This window comes from Nocardioides sp. Soil777 (assembly GCF_001428425.1).
GTDB classification, from domain to species: Bacteria; Actinomycetota; Actinomycetes; order Propionibacteriales; family Nocardioidaceae; genus Nocardioides; species Nocardioides terrigena.
Genome location: NZ_LMSN01000016.1, coordinates 383,353 through 399,058, shown reverse-complemented (window position 1 = coordinate 399,058; position 15,706 = coordinate 383,353). Strand labels below are relative to the sequence as shown.

Genomic DNA, 15,706 nt, shown 5'->3' with positions numbered 1-15,706 from the left:
CATGACGACGTTCATGGTGATCGGGCTGGTCGGACTCGGCCTGCTCCTGGTCTCGCTCGTCGTCGGCGACCTCTTCGACGGCGCCCTCGACGCCCTTGGTGGGGACGCCTTCTCCAGTGCCGTGGTCGGCGCCTTCGTCGCCGCCACCGGCTTCGGGGCGGCCGCCGTCCAGGGAGCGGTCGGTACGGCACTCGCGATCCCGGTCGGCCTGGTCACCGGCTCCGCCTTCGCGTGGTTCGCCTGGTGGCTGACCCGGTTGCTGAGCGACGGCAGCAGCGACTCCACCCCCACCACGGACGACACCATCGGCCGCGACGGTCGCGTCATCACCCAGATCCCCGCGGACGGTCTCGGCGTCGTCGACATCCTCGTCGGCGGCCACACCATGCGGCTCAACGCCCGCGCCGAGCACCCCATCGAGCCCGGGACGCCGGTGCACGTCACCAGCGTGCTGTCCCCCACCTCGGTCACCGTCGCCCCGGTGTGGCCCGAGATCGCCTGACCGACCCACCACCCGCACACCCACCACACGCCCAGGAGAAACCCCGTGGAACTGTCCAGCCCCCTCGTCGCCGTCGGTGGCCTCGTCGTCCTCGTCGTCCTGCTGCTGCTGCTCGTCACGAGCCGCTACAAGGTGGCCGGGCCCAACCAGGCGTACATCGTCACCGGACGCAAGGGCAAGGCGGTGCTCAACCCCGAGACCGGCGCGCTGAGCCACGACCTCTCGGGACAGAAGGTCATCCTCGGTGGCGGCGTGTTCGTCATCCCGTTCGTCCAGAAGCTCGGCACGCTCGACCTCTCCTCGCGGCGCATCTCGGTGCAGATCCGCGGCGCGGTCTCCGGCCAGGGCATCAAGCTCAACGTGGAGGGCGTGGCCATCGTCAAGGTCGGCGGCAACGCCGACCAGATCCGGCTCGCCGCCCAGCGGTTCCTCAGCCAGCAGGAGGAGGTCGAGGCCTTCACGCAGGAGGTGCTCGCCGGGGCCCTGCGCTCCATCGTCGGCGGCCTGACGGTCGAGCAGATCATCCGCGACCGCGCGGCGTTCGCCCAGCGCGTGGCGGACGAGTCCGAGAACTCCCTGACCGGCCAGGGGCTCATCCTCGACACCTTCCAGATCCAGGACGTCACCGACGACGGCACCTACCTCGCCGACCTGGGCCGCCCCGAGGCAGCGCGCATCCAGCAGGCCGCGTCCATCGCCGAGGCCAACGCCCGGCAGGCCGCCGAGCAGGCCCGGATCGCAGCCGAGCAGGAGATCGCCATCTCCACCCGGACCCTCGCCCTCAAGCAGGCCGAGATCAAGGCCGAGACCGACGCGGCCTCCGCGACCGCCGCCGCCTCGGGACCGCTGGCCCAGGCCGACCGCGACCAGGCGATCCTGCTCGAGCAGGAGAAGGTCGCCGTCCGCCAGGCCGCGCTGACCGAGCGCAACCTCGAGACCGAGGTCCGCAAGCCGGCCGACGCCGCCCGCTACAAGGTCGAGCAGGAGGCCGAGGCCCAGCGCTCGGCCGAGATCGCCGCCGCCGAGGCACGCAAGGCCGCCACCATCGCCGCCGCGCAGGCCAAGGCCGAGGAGGCCCGCCTCAGCGGTGAGGCCGAGAAGTCCCGTCGTACGGCGCTCGCCGAGGCCGAGGCCATCGAGGGGGCGCGCCGTGGTGAGGCCGAGAAGGCCCGGCGTACGGCGGAGGCCGACGCGACGCGCGCCGAGGGCGAGGCCACCGCGGCCGCGACCCTGGCGGTCGGGCAGGCCGAGGCCGAGGCGATGGACAAGCGCGCCGACGCGTTCGCGCACTACAACGACGCCGCCGTCCTGCAGATGCTGATCGAGGTCCTCCCCCAGATCGCCCGCGAGGTCGCCTCGCCGATGGCCGCCATCGACCAGCTGACCGTGATCTCCTCCGACGGCGCCGGCGCCCTGCCGCGCCAGGTCAACGACAACGTCGTGCAGACCCTCAACATGCTCAAGACGTCCACCGGTCTCGACCTCGAGGCGCTGATCAAGAAATCCGTCGGGAACGCCACCGGCACGTCCGGCGACGGCAACGCGCTCGACGGCACGGCTCGCGACGGTCACGCGCAGGCCTCGTCGGTCTGACCTTCTGCCTGTTCCACGGCTCCACCCCGGTGGGACCGCGGTGACCTGGCGCCCTCGCCGCCCGCCGGCCGGGGGCGCCGCGTCGACCGCTCGTCGTACGCATCCGACCGCTCGGCGACGCGCTGACCCCGCCCGCCGACGTACGGCTGCGACCCCCTCCCCGGGCACGCCGCAAGGGTGCGACCGTGACGGCGGTCACACATCGGTGACCCCCGCGTGGAAGGAATCACCGTGACATCCGAGACCCACGAACAGGCCGCGCGCCACGACCCGGTCTACGACCGACTGCACGAGTCGTCCGAGTTCACCGAGCTCCGCCGCCGCTATCGCGGCTTCGTCATCCCCGCCACGGCAGCGTTCCTCGCCTGGTACCTGCTGTACGTCGTCATGTCGAACTGGGCGGGCGACTTCATGGCCATCAAGGTCTTCGGCAACATCAACGTGGCCCTGATCTTCGGGCTGCTGCAGTTCGTGACCACCTTCGGCCTGGCCTGGATGTACAGCCGCTTCTCCAACGCCAAGCTCGACCCGCTGGCCCGCAACCTCGAGCAGGCCTACCGCGACCAGGCCGGCACCGACGCGAAGCGAGGCCAGGCATGAGCGACCAGTTCCTCACCACCTTCCTCTTCCTCTCGGTCGTCGCCCTGACCATCGGCATCACGTTCTGGGCGAGCCGCCAGACCAAGACCGCCGCCGACTTCTACTCGGGCGGCCGGTCCTTCTCCGGCTTCCAGAACGGCCTCGCGATCGGCGGCGACTACATGTCGGCCGCGTCGTTCCTCGGCATCTCCGGGGCGATCGCGATCTACGGCTACGACGGCTTCCTCTACTCCATCGGCTTCCTCGTCGCCTGGCTCGTGGCGCTGCTCCTCGTCGCCGAGATGCTGCGCAACGCCGGGCGCTACACGATGGCCGACCAGCTGGCCTTCCGGATGAACCAGCGCAAGGTCCGCACCGCGGCCTCGATCTCCACGGTCGTGGTCTCGATCTTCTACCTGCTCGCCCAGATGGTCGGCGCCGGCACCCTGGTGGCGCTGCTGCTGGGCGTCGACAGCCAGGCGATCAAGAACATCACCATCATCGGCGTCGGCGTGCTCATGATCTTCTACGTCGTCGTGGGCGGCATGAAGGGCACGACGTACGTCCAGATCACCAAGGCCGTGCTGCTCATGCTCGGCTCGGCGCTGATCGTGGTGCTGGTGCTCGCGGAGTTCAACTTCAACCTGTCCTCGCTGCTCGGCGCCGCTGCCGAGAACTCCGGCCAGGGCGACGCCTTCCTCCAGCCCGGCCTGCAGTACGGCAGCACGCTGACCTCGCAGATCGACTTCCTGTCGCTCGGCCTGGCCCTCGTCCTGGGCACCGCCGGCCTGCCGCACATCCTGATCCGCTTCTACACCGTCCCGACGGCGCGCGATGCGCGCAAGTCGGTGCTGTGGGCGATCGGCCTGATCGGCGCGTTCTACCTGATGACGCTGGTCCTCGGCTTCGGTGCCGCGGCCCTGCTCGACCGTGACGTGCTCGACCCCGCGACGGGTGGCAACCAGAACCTCGCCTCGCCGCTGCTGGCCGAGGCCGTCGGCGGTGGAGAGGGCTCCACCGGTGGCGCCGTGCTGCTCGCCCTCATCGCGGCGGTGGCCTTCGCCACCATCCTCGCCGTGGTGGCCGGCCTGACGCTCGCCTCGTCCTCCTCGGTGGCGCACGACCTCTACAAGGGAGTCATCAAGAAGGACAAGCCGGTCAGCGAGCAGGACGAGGTCCGGGTCGCCCGGATCGCGGCCTTCGGGATCGGGGCGGTGGCCATCGTGCTGTCGATCCCGGCCCAGCGCCTCAACATCGCCTTCCTCGTGGCCCTGGCCTTCGCGGTGGCGGCGTCGGCCAACCTGCCGGCGATCATCTACAACATGTTCTGGCGGCGCTTCAACACCCGCGGCGCCACGTGGAGCATCTACGGCGGCCTCATCTCCGCCGTGGGCCTGGTGCTGCTGTCGCCGGTCATGTCGGGAGCACCCACCTCGATGTTCCCGGACTCCGACTGGGCGATCTTCCCGCTCAACAACCCGGGCATCGTGTCGATCCCGCTGGGCTTCCTGCTCGGCTTCATCGGCACCATCTCGGCCCGCGAGCCGAGTGCGGAGGACCGCTTCACCGAGCTCGAGGTCCGCGCTCTCACCGGCGCCGGCGCCGAGGGTGCCGTCCACCACTGATCGACCCACCCGACGCCCGGACCGGCCCACACCAGCGCTGCACCCAGCGCCGGGCCGGCCCGGGCGTCGGACCATCGACCGGCCGACCTTCGCCGAGTAGGTTCGGGACCGGCCGTCCGGCGGCGCACGTCGCCGCCGCACCTCGACACCACCGATCCGACAAGACGGAGCCACGATGACCGAGCAGAAGTCCGACGCCCTCGCCAACCTCGCCACCGAAGACCGCCGCTTCGAGCCCCCGGCCGACCTCGCGGCCGACGCCAACGTGAAGGAGGAGGCCTACGACCGCGCCTCGTCCGACCGCGAGGCCTTCTGGGCCGAGGCGGCCGAGCGGCTCGACTGGGGCCAGAAGTGGGACCAGGTCCTCGACTGGTCCAACGCCCCCTTCGCGAAGTGGTTCGTCGGCGGCACCATCAACGCCGCCGTCAACTGCGTCGATCGGCACGTCGACGCCGGGCGCGGCGACAAGGTCGCCATCCACTGGGTGGGCGAGCCGGAGGACGACACCCGGGACCTGACGTACGCCGACCTCAAGGACCAGGTCTCCCGCGCCGCCAACGCCCTCACCGAGCTCGGCGTGAAGAAGGGCGACCGGGTCGCGATCTACATGCCGATGATCCCCGAGGTCGCGATCGCGATGCTGGCCTGCGCCCGCCTCGGTGCCCCGCACACGGTCGTCTTCGGGGGCTTCTCCGCCGACGCGCTGGCCACCCGGGTCGCCGACTGCCAGGCCGAGGTCATCATCACGTCCGACGGCGGTTACCGCCGGGGCGCCCCGAGCGCCCTCAAGCCGGCCGTGGACGAGGCCGTCACCAAGGCCGCGGAGCAGGGCCAGGAGGTGCGCTCGGTCGTCGTGGTGCGTCGTACGGGCCAGGACGTCGACTGGGACGAGAGCCGCGACGTGTGGTGGCACGACGTCGTCGACGGCGCCTCCCCCGACCACGAGCCGGAGATGCACGACAGCGAGCACCCGCTCTACGTGATGTACACGTCCGGCACCACGGGCAAGCCCAAGGGCATCCTGCACACGACGGGCGGCTACCTCACCGGGACGTCGTACACGCACTGGTCGGTCTTCGACCTCAAGCCCGAGACCGACGTCTACTGGTGCACCGCCGACGTCGGCTGGGTGACCGGGCACAGCTACATGGTCTACGGGCCGCTCGCCAACGGCGCCACGCAGGTGATGTACGAGGGCACGCCCGACTCCCCGCACAAGGGCCGCTGGTGGGAGATCATCGAGAAGTACGGGGTGACGATCTTCTACACCGCGCCCACCGCGATCCGGACGTTCATGAAGTGGGGCGACGACATCCCCGCCAAGCACGACCTGTCCTCGATCCGCCTGCTCGGCTCGGTGGGTGAGTCCATCAACCCCGAGGCCTACATCTGGTACCGCAAGCACATCGGGGCCGACAAGACGCCCATCGTCGACACCTGGTGGCAGACCGAGACCGGCCAGATCATGATCAGCCCGCTGCCCGGCGTCACCGCGGGCAAGCCCGGCTCCGCGACGCGGGCGCTGCCCGGCATCTCGGTCGACGTCGTCAACGACGAGGCCGAGTCGGTGCCCGACGGCTCCGGCGGCTACCTGGTCATCAAGGAGCCGTGGCCCGCGATGCTGCGCACCCTGTGGGGCGACGACCAGCGCTTCAAGGACACCTACTGGTCGCGCTGGCAGGGCCTGTACTTCGCCGGCGACGGCGCCAAGAAGGACGACGACGGCGACATCTGGCTGCTCGGCCGCGTCGACGACGTCATGAACGTCTCGGGCCACCGGCTCTCGACCACCGAGATCGAGTCGGCGCTCGTGTCGCACCCGAAGGTCGCCGAGGCGGCCGTCGTGGGAGCGGCGGACGAGATGACCGGCCAGGCGGTGTGCGCGTTCGTGATCCTGCGCGAGTCGGCGCTCGACGACGACGGCGCCGCCCCCGACGACCTCATCGAGGAGCTGCGCAAGCACGTCCAGAAGGAGATCGGCGCGATCGCCAAGCCACGCCAGATCATGATCGTCCCCGAGCTGCCCAAGACCCGCTCGGGCAAGATCATGCGCCGCCTCCTCAAGGACGTCGCCGAGCACCGCGAGGTGGGCGACGTGACGACGCTCGCCGACTCGACCGTGATGGAGCTGATCAAGGGCAAGGAAGGCGCGTCCGCGGACGACTGACCCTCCGGGCTCGCGGCTCGGAAGTTGGGGACGTTCTCGTAGGCGATCTCGCCGGTCGACCTACGAGATCGTCCCCAACTAAGCCCGGCCCACGCTGGGTAGTCCGTGACGGTCGGACCCCCGATCCTCGGATTCCGGGGTCCCTTCGTCACGGACTACCCCGGGGAGGGTCTCAGTCTCGACCCGCCTTGTTGGGGTAGTACCGGACGTTCGGGTGGCCGCCATCGGCGTGTCGCCACCCAAAGGTCCGGTACTACCCCAACAGGGACCCGGGGATGACCTCAGTCGGTCTCAGTCGGCGTCCGCGGGCTCCGGCTCACGCCCCCGGGTCGCGGCGAGCAGCAGGACCGTGCCGATCACCGCGGCCACGAGCGAGGCGACCAGGATCCCGACCTTGGCCTCGCCGGTCAGCACGTCGGAGCCGGGGAACGACAGGCCGGCGATGAAGATCGAGACGGTGAAGCCGATGCCGGCCACCGAGCCGAGCCCGATGACCATCGGCCACGTGGTGTGGTCCGGCAGCCGCCCGAGCCCGAGGCGTACGGCGATGACGCAGGCCAGCAGGATGCCCAGCGGCTTGCCCACCACGAGGCCGACCACGATGCCGAGCCCGACCGCCGAGGTCAGCGCGTCGCCGAGCGCGCCGCCTCCGAGCGCCACCCCGGCATTGGCCAGCGCGAAGATCGGCAGCACGACGTACGACGACAGCGGGTGCAGCGCGGTCTGGAGCCGCTCCACCACCGGCACCGACTCGTTGAGCAGGAAGCGCAACCGGCTCAGCTCCTCCGGGTCGAGGTGGCGGTCCTGGAGCGCCCGCTGGGCGTAGGAGCGGGCGACGTCCTCGCGGAGGAGGGCCGTCGCGGGGGTGATCAGGCCGATGGCGACACCGGCCAGCGTGGCGTGGACGCCCGACTCGAGCATCGCGAACCACACGAGGAAGCCCAGCACCGCGTACACCCACAGCGACCACACGCGCAGCATCCGCAGCGCGATCATCACGCCCAGCAGGACGAGCGCGAGCGCGAGCCACTCCAGGTGCAGGTCGTCGGTGTAGAACGCGGCGATCACGATGATCGCGCCGATGTCGTCGACGATCGCCAGCGTCAGCAGGAACAGTCGGGCCGCCGACGGGATCCGCCGTCCGAGCAGGCCGAGCACGCCGACGGCGAAGGCGATGTCGGTGGCCATCGGGATGCCCCAGCCGTCGCGGCCGGCGCCGCCGCCCGCGATGAGCAGGTAGAGCCCGGCCGGGACGAGCATGCCGCCGATCGCGGCCACGATGGGCAGCGCCGCCGTCTTGGGGTCGCGCAGGCCGCCGGTGACGAGCTCGTACTTGATCTCGAGCCCGACCACGAAGAAGAAGATGACCATGAGGGCGTCGTTGACCCAGTGCTGGAGGGTCTCCTCGACCCGGAAGCCGCCGAGGTCGATGCCGACGACGGTGTGCCAGAACGCGTCGTACGACGACGCCCACGGGCTGTTGGCCCAGATCAGCGCCGCCGCGGCGGCGAGGAGCAGCAGGATCGAGCCCGACGCCTCGATGCGCAGGAACTCACGCACCGGCCGGGCGACGAGGCGGGCGAGCGGCTTGTTGCTCGCGAGGTACGACGGGCCGGTCGCCCAGACCTCGTCCTCCGAGACGTCGGAGGCGTCCCGGTCTGCATCGGGGTGGCGGGGGATGTCGCTCGGCATGCGGCACACGCTTTCGGGGTCGCTGTCAGGTCACTCCGCGCCCTGCTGGGTCGCGGGCCGACCAGACTTCCCGGCACACCACACATGATCCTATCGGGGCGGGAGGCGACGGGCGCCCTCGTATAGGGTCACGAGCGTCAGATCCGCGTCGTACTCTGCGAAGGACCACACATGGCCACCACCCCGGTCAAGGACACCGATCCCACGATCGGCGGCCTCGTCGTCGACGCCAGCCGCGACATCTCCACGCTGATCTCCAAGGAGATCGAGCTGGCCAAGTCCGAGCTCAAGGTCAGCTTCAAGCACGGTGGCACCGGCATCGGCCTGTTCGCCGGCGCCGCCTTCATCGGCGTGCTGGCGATCATCATGTTGTCGGTCGCGATCGCCTACTTCATCAACATGACCGGGCTCGACCTGGCGTGGTGCTTCCTCATCGTCTTCGGCGTCTACGTGCTGATCGCCGCTCTGCTCGCCTACATCGGGGTGCGGCAGGTCAAGCAGGTCAAGGCCCCCGAGCGCGCCATCAGCCAGGGCCGGGAGATCCCCGCCGCCCTCAAGGGCAGGACGGACGCCGGCCGGGTCGACACTGTGGCCAAGCCCCGCGCGAAGGCCTGACCGCTCAGGTCGTGCAGGCCCCGGTGCCCACGGCCTCCTGGGCCGTGAGCCCACGCGCGGCGGACTCGGCGACCTGGTCGGCCGTCAGCGCGTAGCCCGTGTCGCGGTCGGTGACCGACGCGGCGAACACCAGGCCCACGACGTCGCCGCCCGAGGAGACGATCGGGCCGCCGGAGTTGCCGGCCCGGACCAGCCCGCGCAACGAGAACACCTCGCGGATGACGGTGCCCTCGCCGTAGATGTCGGGTGAGCGCAGCCGTTGCACGGAGCGGATCCGCCCGGCCTGGACGTCGTACGGGCCGTCCTGCGGGTAGCCCACGATGGCCACGCCGTCCTGCGGGCCGGCGTCGCGGTCGAAGACCAGGGTCGGCAGGTCGCCGTCGTCGAGGGCCAGCACGGCCACGTCGATGTCGGGGTCGTAGTGCACGACGGTCGCGGTGACGCTGGTGCCGTCGCCGAGCTCGACCTCGGGCTGACGCACGCCGGCGACGACGTGGGCGTTGGTCATGAGGCGGCCGTCGGAGTAGAGGAAGCCGGTGCCCTCGAGGCCGCTGCCGCAGGCGTTGGTGCCGCGGACCTTCAGCACGCTGCTCTGCGCGTCGACCACGTCGGGGTCGGTGAGCAGCCGCTGGGGACCGGCCTTCACCTCCACGATCCGCTCGGGGGCGAAGGGCTCGAGGTAGCGCGGGAAGAACGTCGTGCCCACCACGTTGTTGAAGGCCTGGAGCACCCCGGTCGCCTGGCCGGGCAGCATGGAGTCGACCTTCGCGAGCACCGTCGAGTCGCGCACGGTGGGGGTGATCGCCCCGATCCGGGAGCCCGACACCGCGACGCCCAGTGCCCAGGCGACGATGAGGACCGCGACGGCGCTCAGGGCGGCACCGCCGACCGCGTCCACCGCGCGGATCGGCTGCCAGCGGATCCGCGCCCGGATCCGCGCGCCGACGTACTGGAAGAGCGCCTGCCCCAGCGAGGCCGCCAGGATGACGATGAACAGCGCCCCCAGCGAGACCCACAGGGACGGGTCGGCGTCACCGAGCGCGATCGGGGCGAGCCACACGCCGAACAGGCCGCCGAGCAGCAGCCCGGCGGTCGCGAACGCCCCGGTGACGAAGCCCTGCCAGTAGCCGGAGAGGGCGTAGATGCCCACCAGTGCGACGAGGCACCAGTCGAGGACGTTCATGCTCACTCCCCGAGTCTGGTGTTGGCCCGGATGTCCTGGCCCGGCGTGGGATCACCCTGCAACATGTACGCCGGGAGGTCACGCACCCGCTCCGCGTCCCAGGGCGTCGTCCACTCGAGGAAGTCGAAGAGCCGGGCGATGATCCCGGCGGTGAAGCCCCACAGGATGACGTCGCGGCCGGGCCCGATGAGGAAGCCGGGGCCGAGCCAGCCGCTGGGGTGGCGCACGGTGATGCGGTGGGTCGGGTCGAGCAGCTCGCTGATCGGCACGTGGTGGATCTCGTGGACCTCGTCCGGGCTCGCGATGCCCACCTCGCCCCTCTCCCGCCACCAGCCGAGGACGGGGGTGACCGCGAAGTTGCTCGGCGGCAGCCACAGCTCGGGCAGCTCGCCGAAGACCTCGATGGACGTGGGGTCGAGGGCGATCTCCTCCTCGGCCTCGCGCAGCGCGGCCTCGATCGGGGTCTCTCCCGGGTCGATCGTGCCGCCGGGGAAGGAGACCTGCCCGGGGTGCGAGCGCATGTGGTGGGCGCGCTCGGTCAGGAGGATCTCGCCCTCACCGTCGGCGTCGGTGTCGGCGAAGAGCATCAGGACGGCCCCGCGCCGGGCGTCGTTGCCCTCGGGCGGCATGAAGCGGGTCAGCTCGTGGACGGTGATCTCGGCGCACGCGTCGACCACGGGTCGCAGCCAGCCGGGGAGGTCGTCGCGTCCGACCATCGCGTCCACACCGCTCACAGGGTCACCCCGAGGTGCTGCTCGGCCAGGGCCACGATCTCGTCCACGGTGTCGACCTCGCCGGCCTTGAGGTGGGTGACCGTGCCGTCGGCGTCCACCAGCGCCCAGAAGGGCAGCCCCCGCAGGTTGGCGAACGCGCCCTGCCCGCTGACCTCACCGTCGGGGTCGGTCACGAGCTGGTAGGTGACGCCGGTCTGGGCGACCAGCTCGGCAGCCTTGGCGGGCTGGGCGTCCTGGTAGTCGATGCCGAGCACCGACACCTCGTCGCCGTGCTGCTGGTGGAACTCCTCCAGGAGGGGCATCTCCTCGCGGCACGGACCGCACCACGACGCCCACAGGTTGACCAGCGCCGGCCCCCGCAGCTCGCCGAGGTCCACGGCCTCGCCGCCGTCGAAGCCGGCCAGCGTGACGTCGGGCATCGTCGTGGGGCGCTCGGGCTCGTCGGCCGAGCAGGCGCCCAGCGACAGGGCCAGGACGGTCGCGAGGGCGGCGGCGGTGCGGGCGGTCGTGCGGATCACGCAGGCCCCTGGGTCTTGACGAGCTTCTCGGCCTCGTCGGCGTCGATCGGCCCGGTCCCGAAGGAGGGGCAGATGCGGGCGAGCGGGCAGGCGCCGCAGGCGGGCTTCTTGGCGTGGCAGCGGCGACGGCCGTGCCAGATGACGTGGTGGGACAGCATTGTCCAGTCGCGCTTGGGGAAAAGTGCCGCGACGGCGTGCTCGACCTTGACCGGGTCGGTCTCCTCGGTCCAGCCGAACCGACGGACGAGCCGGCCGAAGTGGGTGTCGACGGTGATGCCGGGGACGTCGAAGGCGTTGCCGAGCACGACGTTGGCGGTCTTGCGGCCCACGCCCGGCAGGGTCACCAGGTCGTCGAGACGACCCGGCACCTCCCCGTCGTGACGCTCGACGAGGGCCTGGCTGAGCTTGAGCAGCGCGTCGGTCTTGGCCCGGAAGAAGCCGAGCGGGCCGACGATCTGCTCGAGGTGCTCGCGCGGGGCCGCCGCCATCGCGGTCGCGTCGGGGTAGGCGGCGAACAGGGTGGGCCGGACGGCGTTGACCCGGCGGTCGGTCGTCTGCGCGCTGAGCACCGTGACGACCAGCAGCTCGAACGGGGTGTCGAAGTCGAGCTCGCACCGGGCGTCGGGATAGGTCTCGGCCAGGACCCGGTCGACCTTGCGCGCGCGCCGCACCAGGGCCGTGTCGGGCCGGGGAGCAGGGGCAGCGGTCGACGCGCGGGCAGGCACGCGGACAGCCTACGGCCCACCTCCGACACCCCCTCCCGGGTGAGGTGGAGGCGCAGATCACGGGTTGATCACGCCAGCGCGTGGCGTGGTTGCCACCTGTGATCCGGACCACGGCTAGGATCAGGCGCAATCACCAGGGCGGCCCACGGGGCGGCCGTAACCACGGGAGGGACCTTCGTGGACAACGACGTACTTCGTCAGGCACCGCTGTTCAGCGCGCTCGACGACGAGGCGGCGACCGCGCTGCGCGGCTCGATGGCCGAGACCAAGCTGCGCCGCGGCGATGTGCTCTTCCACGAGGGCGACTCCGGCGACAAGCTCTACGTCGTCCTCGACGGCAAGGTGAAGCTCGGCCGCTCGTCCTCCGACGGCCGGGAGAACCTCCTCGCGATCATGGGCCCCGGCCAGATGTTCGGCGAGCTCTCCCTCTTCGACCCGGGTCCGCGCTCGGCCACCGTCACCGCGGTCACCGACGCGACCTTCGCCTCGCTGTCCCACGAGGACCTGCTGCGCTGGCTCGACGGTCGCCCGATCGTGGCCCGCGGCCTGCTGTCGCAGCTCGCCGCCCGCCTGCGCAAGTCCAACGACGTCGTCGCCGACCTCGTGTTCTCCGACGTGCCCGGCCGTGTCGCCAAGGCGCTGCTCGACCTCGCGGACCGCTTCGGCCGCACCGCCGACGACGGCGTCCACGTGCACCACGACCTCACCCAGGAGGAGCTCGCCCAGCTGGTCGGCGCCTCCCGCGAGACGGTCAACAAGGCGCTGGCCGACTTCGCCTCGCGCGGCTGGCTGCGGCTCGAGCCCCGCTCGGTCGTGATCATGGACGTCGAGCGCCTCTCGCGCCGCGCCCGGTAGTCACATCCCACCGCTCGTGAGCCTGGCCCCCGAGGAGTTCGCTCCTGCGGGGGTCTTCCTCAACTCGGCCACGCTCGGGCTCGCCCCACGGCGCAGCGTCGAGGCCATGCGCGCGTTCGAGGACGCCCGGGCCGCCGGCGAGGTGGACGCCGTGTCCGTCGACGCGTACGTCGAGCGCGGTCGCGCCGCGTTCGCCGCGATGGTCGGCCGGTCCCCGGACGACGTGGCGACGGGCAGCCAGACCTCCCAGTTCGTCGGGCTCGTCGCCGCCGGTCTCCCACCCGGATCGGTCGTGCTCGCCGCCGAGGAGGACTTCACCTCGGTGCTGTTCCCCTTCCTGCGCACGCCCGGGCTCGACGTACGCACCGTGCCGCTGGACCGCCTGCTCGACGAGGTCACCGACGAGGTCGACCTGGTCGCCGTCTCGGCCGTGCAGTCTTCCGACGGTCGGGTCCTCGACCTCGCCGGGCTCGCCGAGACGGCCGCGCGGCACGGTGCCCGTACGCTCGTGGACGTCACCCAGGCCGCAGGGTGGCTCCCGCTCGAGGGCCTCGTGGCCGACTACGTCGTGGCCGGCGGCTACAAGTGGTTGCTCGGGCCGCGCGGCACCTGCTTCTTCGCCGTCGGGGCCGACCTGCGCGACGCGGTGCCCACGCTGGCGGCGGGCTGGTACGCCGGCGGGTCGCGGTGGGACTCCATCTACGGGCCGCCGCTGCGGCTGGCCGAGGACGCCGGCCGCTTCGACCTCTCGCCGGCCTGGGGCTGCTGGGTCGGCCACGCCCCGGCGCTCGACCTCCTGCTCGAGGTGGGGATCGACCGCATCCACGCCCACGACCTGGCGCTCGCCGACGCCTTCCGCGAGGGCCTGGGCCTGCCCTCCGGGGACTCGGCGATCGTGTCGGTGCCCTGTCCTCCCGACGTCCCCGAGCGACTCGCCGCAGCCGGCATCCGGGCCGCCGTCCGGGCCGGCCGGCTGCGGCTGTCCTTCCACCTCTACAACGCCGACGCCGACGTCGAGGCCGCGCTGCGCGCCCTCGCCTGAAGATTTCTTCGCGAGGGTGACCCCCGCGGGGCGGGACGCGCGCGTCGTACTGCATGAAGGGGGGGCCATGAGGAGCAGGGACGACCGGGACCGTGCCGCGTTCGACGAATTCGTCGCCGCACGAAGCGGGTCGTTGCTGCGCACCGCCTGGCTGCTCACCGGCGACCACCACCTCGCGGAGGACCTCGTGCAGCACGCACTCATGCAGGTCGCGCGGCACTGGGAGCGCATCTCGACCTCACCCGAGGCCTACGCCCGCCGCACGATGCACCACCAGCACATCTCACTGTGGCGCAAGCGCCGCTTCTCGGAGACGGCGCTGAGCGGGTACGACGCCGCGCAGCCGGCCGCCGACTCCGACCTGCGGTTGTCCGTCACCGAGGCCCTCGCGCGACTGACGCCCAAGCAGCGCGCGGTGCTGGTGCTGCGCTACTTCGAGGACCTCACCGAGGTGCAGGCGGCCGCCGTGCTCGGGGTGTCGGTCGGCACCGTGAAGTCGTCGACCCGCCAGGCCCTCGGCCGGCTGCGAGTGTTGGCACCCGAGCTGGCCGATCTCGTGGGGGTGGAGTCATGAGCCGGCTGCACGACGCCCTCGAGGAGCTCTCGCACGACGCCCCCCGGCCCACCCCTCACCCGGAGCTCTGGCACCACGGGCGACGGTTGCGGCGGCGCGACCGGATCGTCAGCGCCGGGTTGGTGCTCGTCATGGTGCTCCTCGTCGGCGGGCTGGCGACACTCGTCACCGGGCCCCCCGTGCGGGTCGGGCCGGCCGGCGACGTCGTGCCCGAGGGGGCCGTCCCGGTGGCGATCGAGGACGTGCCGGACCACGTCACCGAGCCGACCGACAGCGACCTCGTGGTCGGGCCGGTCTCGGTGGCCTTCGTCTCCGGCAACGACCTGCCCGTGGTGGTCGGTGCCACCGACGGCCGCTACCGCGTGCTCGACCTCCCGGGGTGGCAGGACGACTCGGTCCTCGCAGTCTCGCCGTCCGGCCAACGACTCGCCTGGTTGAGCGCCACCGGCCGGCAGAGCCTCGATCCGGCACTCAGCGTCCTGACAACGGCGACCGGTCAGGTCCAGACGACTCGGCTCGTCCTCGGCGCCGGGCTTCGCCCGAGTGCGGCCTCCTGGTCCCCGGACGGCACACGGATTGCGTGGCTGGGTGACTTGGCGGGGTCGCGAGGTTCCGGTGGAGGAGCAGTCTTCGGAGTCGTCGAGGTCGCCGACACACTCACCGAAACCCCTGCGAACCCCAGTCAGCGCGGTCTCGTCGGCGTCGCTGTTGCCGAGGACGGCAGCCTTGCGCTCGGCACGCAGTCCGGCGGACTGCTGCTGGACGCCGACACTCGTGACCCGCGGTTGCTGCCCAGGACCGACGGCTTCCCCGGGCACTTCTCACCCAGCGGCGACGTGCTGGCCCTGGAGACGCGCGTCCCCGCCCAGGAGTCGTCGACCGTGCAGGTCGCCACCGGGAAGCAGTGGCGCCACGCCTTCCCGGCCGACACCTTCGACGCCTCGACCAGCAGACCGGTCGGCTGGCTCGACGACAGGCTGCAGCTGCTGCTCGTCACGTCCGAGGAGGACCTCGCCTCCGAGCTCGTGGTCACGACCCCCGAGGTCGAGGCGACAAGCACCTGGCGCAGCGACATCGGCACGGTCGACCCGGTGGCCGCCTCGTCACTCACCGTGGCCGTGGACCTGCTCCCCGACCCGGACGCGTCGTCGACACAGGACCTCACGCACGACTTCGGCGGGCCCGACTGGCCGATGTCGGCCGAGACCCGCTCGGGCCTCATGGTCGGCGGTGGGCTGCTCCTCGCAGCGCTGCTGCTGACGGCGTACGTGCTGTGGCGGCGTACCCGACGCCTCGGCTGAC

Annotated in this window: 15 protein-coding genes; 10 read left to right on the top strand and 5 right to left on the bottom strand. The window is 71.6% G+C overall.

All coding sequences use genetic code 11. The features are described from left to right. The first annotated feature begins 1 nt into the window (after position 1). The 5 genes from ASG88_RS14935 to acs all read left to right on the top strand — a co-directional run bounded on the left by ASG88_RS14935 (position 2) and on the right by acs (position 6,466). Positions 2-502, top strand: a complete 501-nt coding sequence (locus ASG88_RS14935) for an NfeD family protein (RefSeq protein WP_056888199.1) — start codon at positions 2-4, stop codon at positions 500-502. Positions 503-547: 45 nt separating this feature from the next. Next, positions 548-2,095 carry a flotillin family protein gene (locus ASG88_RS14930; RefSeq protein ID WP_082600479.1) on the top strand — a complete coding sequence of 516 codons (1,548 nt, stop codon included), beginning with the start codon at positions 548-550 and terminating at the stop codon, positions 2,093-2,095. Between the two features lie 231 nt (positions 2,096-2,326). Beyond that, a complete protein-coding gene (locus ASG88_RS14925; RefSeq protein ID WP_200956457.1) occupies positions 2,327-2,695 on the top strand; it encodes a DUF485 domain-containing protein in 369 nt (122 codons plus the stop codon). Then, positions 2,692-4,299, top strand: coding sequence for a cation acetate symporter (locus ASG88_RS14920; RefSeq protein WP_056888197.1), 1,608 nt, complete (start codon positions 2,692-2,694; stop codon positions 4,297-4,299). The genes ASG88_RS14925 and ASG88_RS14920 overlap by 4 nt, the downstream gene beginning before the upstream one ends. Before the next feature lie 175 nt (positions 4,300-4,474). Beyond that, positions 4,475-6,466 carry an acetate--CoA ligase gene (acs, locus tag ASG88_RS14915; protein WP_056888196.1) on the top strand — a complete coding sequence of 664 codons (1,992 nt, stop codon included), beginning with the start codon at positions 4,475-4,477 and terminating at the stop codon, positions 6,464-6,466. Between the two features lie 291 nt (positions 6,467-6,757). Here the strand turns inward: acs and nhaA are convergent, their stop codons facing one another. After that, positions 6,758-8,158: a Na+/H+ antiporter NhaA gene (gene nhaA / locus ASG88_RS14910; RefSeq protein WP_082600477.1), complete on the bottom strand. Its 1,401-nt coding sequence runs from the start codon at positions 8,156-8,158 to the stop codon at positions 6,758-6,760. A gap of 171 nt (positions 8,159-8,329) precedes the next feature. Here nhaA and ASG88_RS14905 point away from each other — a divergent pair, with 171 nt between their 5' ends. Further along, on the top strand, positions 8,330-8,773 hold the full coding sequence (locus ASG88_RS14905; RefSeq protein WP_056888195.1) for a phage holin family protein: 444 nt from the start codon (positions 8,330-8,332) through the stop codon (positions 8,771-8,773). A 4-nt stretch (positions 8,774-8,777) separates the two neighbouring features. Here the strand turns inward: ASG88_RS14905 and ASG88_RS14900 are convergent, their stop codons facing one another. From ASG88_RS14900 to nth, 4 genes are read right to left on the bottom strand one after another with little or no spacing between them, the layout of a single operon-like run. After that, on the bottom strand, positions 8,778-9,956 hold the full coding sequence (locus tag ASG88_RS14900; protein ID WP_056888194.1) for a MarP family serine protease: 1,179 nt from the start codon (positions 9,954-9,956) through the stop codon (positions 8,778-8,780). Between the two features lie 2 nt (positions 9,957-9,958). Beyond that, entirely contained in the window at positions 9,959-10,690 is a 732-nt protein-coding gene (locus ASG88_RS14895) for an NUDIX hydrolase (protein ID WP_235534866.1), read from the bottom strand. Next, complete coding sequence (locus tag ASG88_RS14890) at positions 10,687-11,208, bottom strand: TlpA family protein disulfide reductase (RefSeq protein ID WP_056888193.1); 522 nt, start codon at positions 11,206-11,208, stop codon at positions 10,687-10,689. The genes ASG88_RS14895 and ASG88_RS14890 overlap by 4 nt, the downstream gene beginning before the upstream one ends. Continuing rightward, positions 11,205-11,933 carry an endonuclease III gene (gene nth, locus ASG88_RS14885; protein WP_056888192.1) on the bottom strand — a complete coding sequence of 243 codons (729 nt, stop codon included), beginning with the start codon at positions 11,931-11,933 and terminating at the stop codon, positions 11,205-11,207. Before nth ends, ASG88_RS14890 begins: the two co-directional genes overlap by 4 nt. A gap of 177 nt (positions 11,934-12,110) precedes the next feature. Between nth and ASG88_RS14880 the strand changes: the two genes are divergently transcribed. The 4 genes from ASG88_RS14880 to ASG88_RS14865 all read left to right on the top strand — a co-directional run bounded on the left by ASG88_RS14880 (position 12,111) and on the right by ASG88_RS14865 (position 15,705). Beyond that, positions 12,111-12,788, top strand: coding sequence for a Crp/Fnr family transcriptional regulator (locus tag ASG88_RS14880; RefSeq protein ID WP_056888191.1), 678 nt, complete (start codon positions 12,111-12,113; stop codon positions 12,786-12,788). Between the two features lie 16 nt (positions 12,789-12,804). Further along, on the top strand, positions 12,805-13,830 hold the full coding sequence (locus tag ASG88_RS14875; RefSeq protein ID WP_235534865.1) for an aminotransferase class V-fold PLP-dependent enzyme: 1,026 nt from the start codon (positions 12,805-12,807) through the stop codon (positions 13,828-13,830). Between the two features lie 67 nt (positions 13,831-13,897). After that, on the top strand, positions 13,898-14,404 hold the full coding sequence (locus tag ASG88_RS14870; RefSeq protein ID WP_056888189.1) for a SigE family RNA polymerase sigma factor: 507 nt from the start codon (positions 13,898-13,900) through the stop codon (positions 14,402-14,404). Then, on the top strand, positions 14,401-15,705 hold the full coding sequence (locus ASG88_RS14865; RefSeq protein WP_056888188.1) for a PD40 domain-containing protein: 1,305 nt from the start codon (positions 14,401-14,403) through the stop codon (positions 15,703-15,705). Before ASG88_RS14870 ends, ASG88_RS14865 begins: the two co-directional genes overlap by 4 nt. Position 15,706 lies beyond the last annotated feature (1 nt).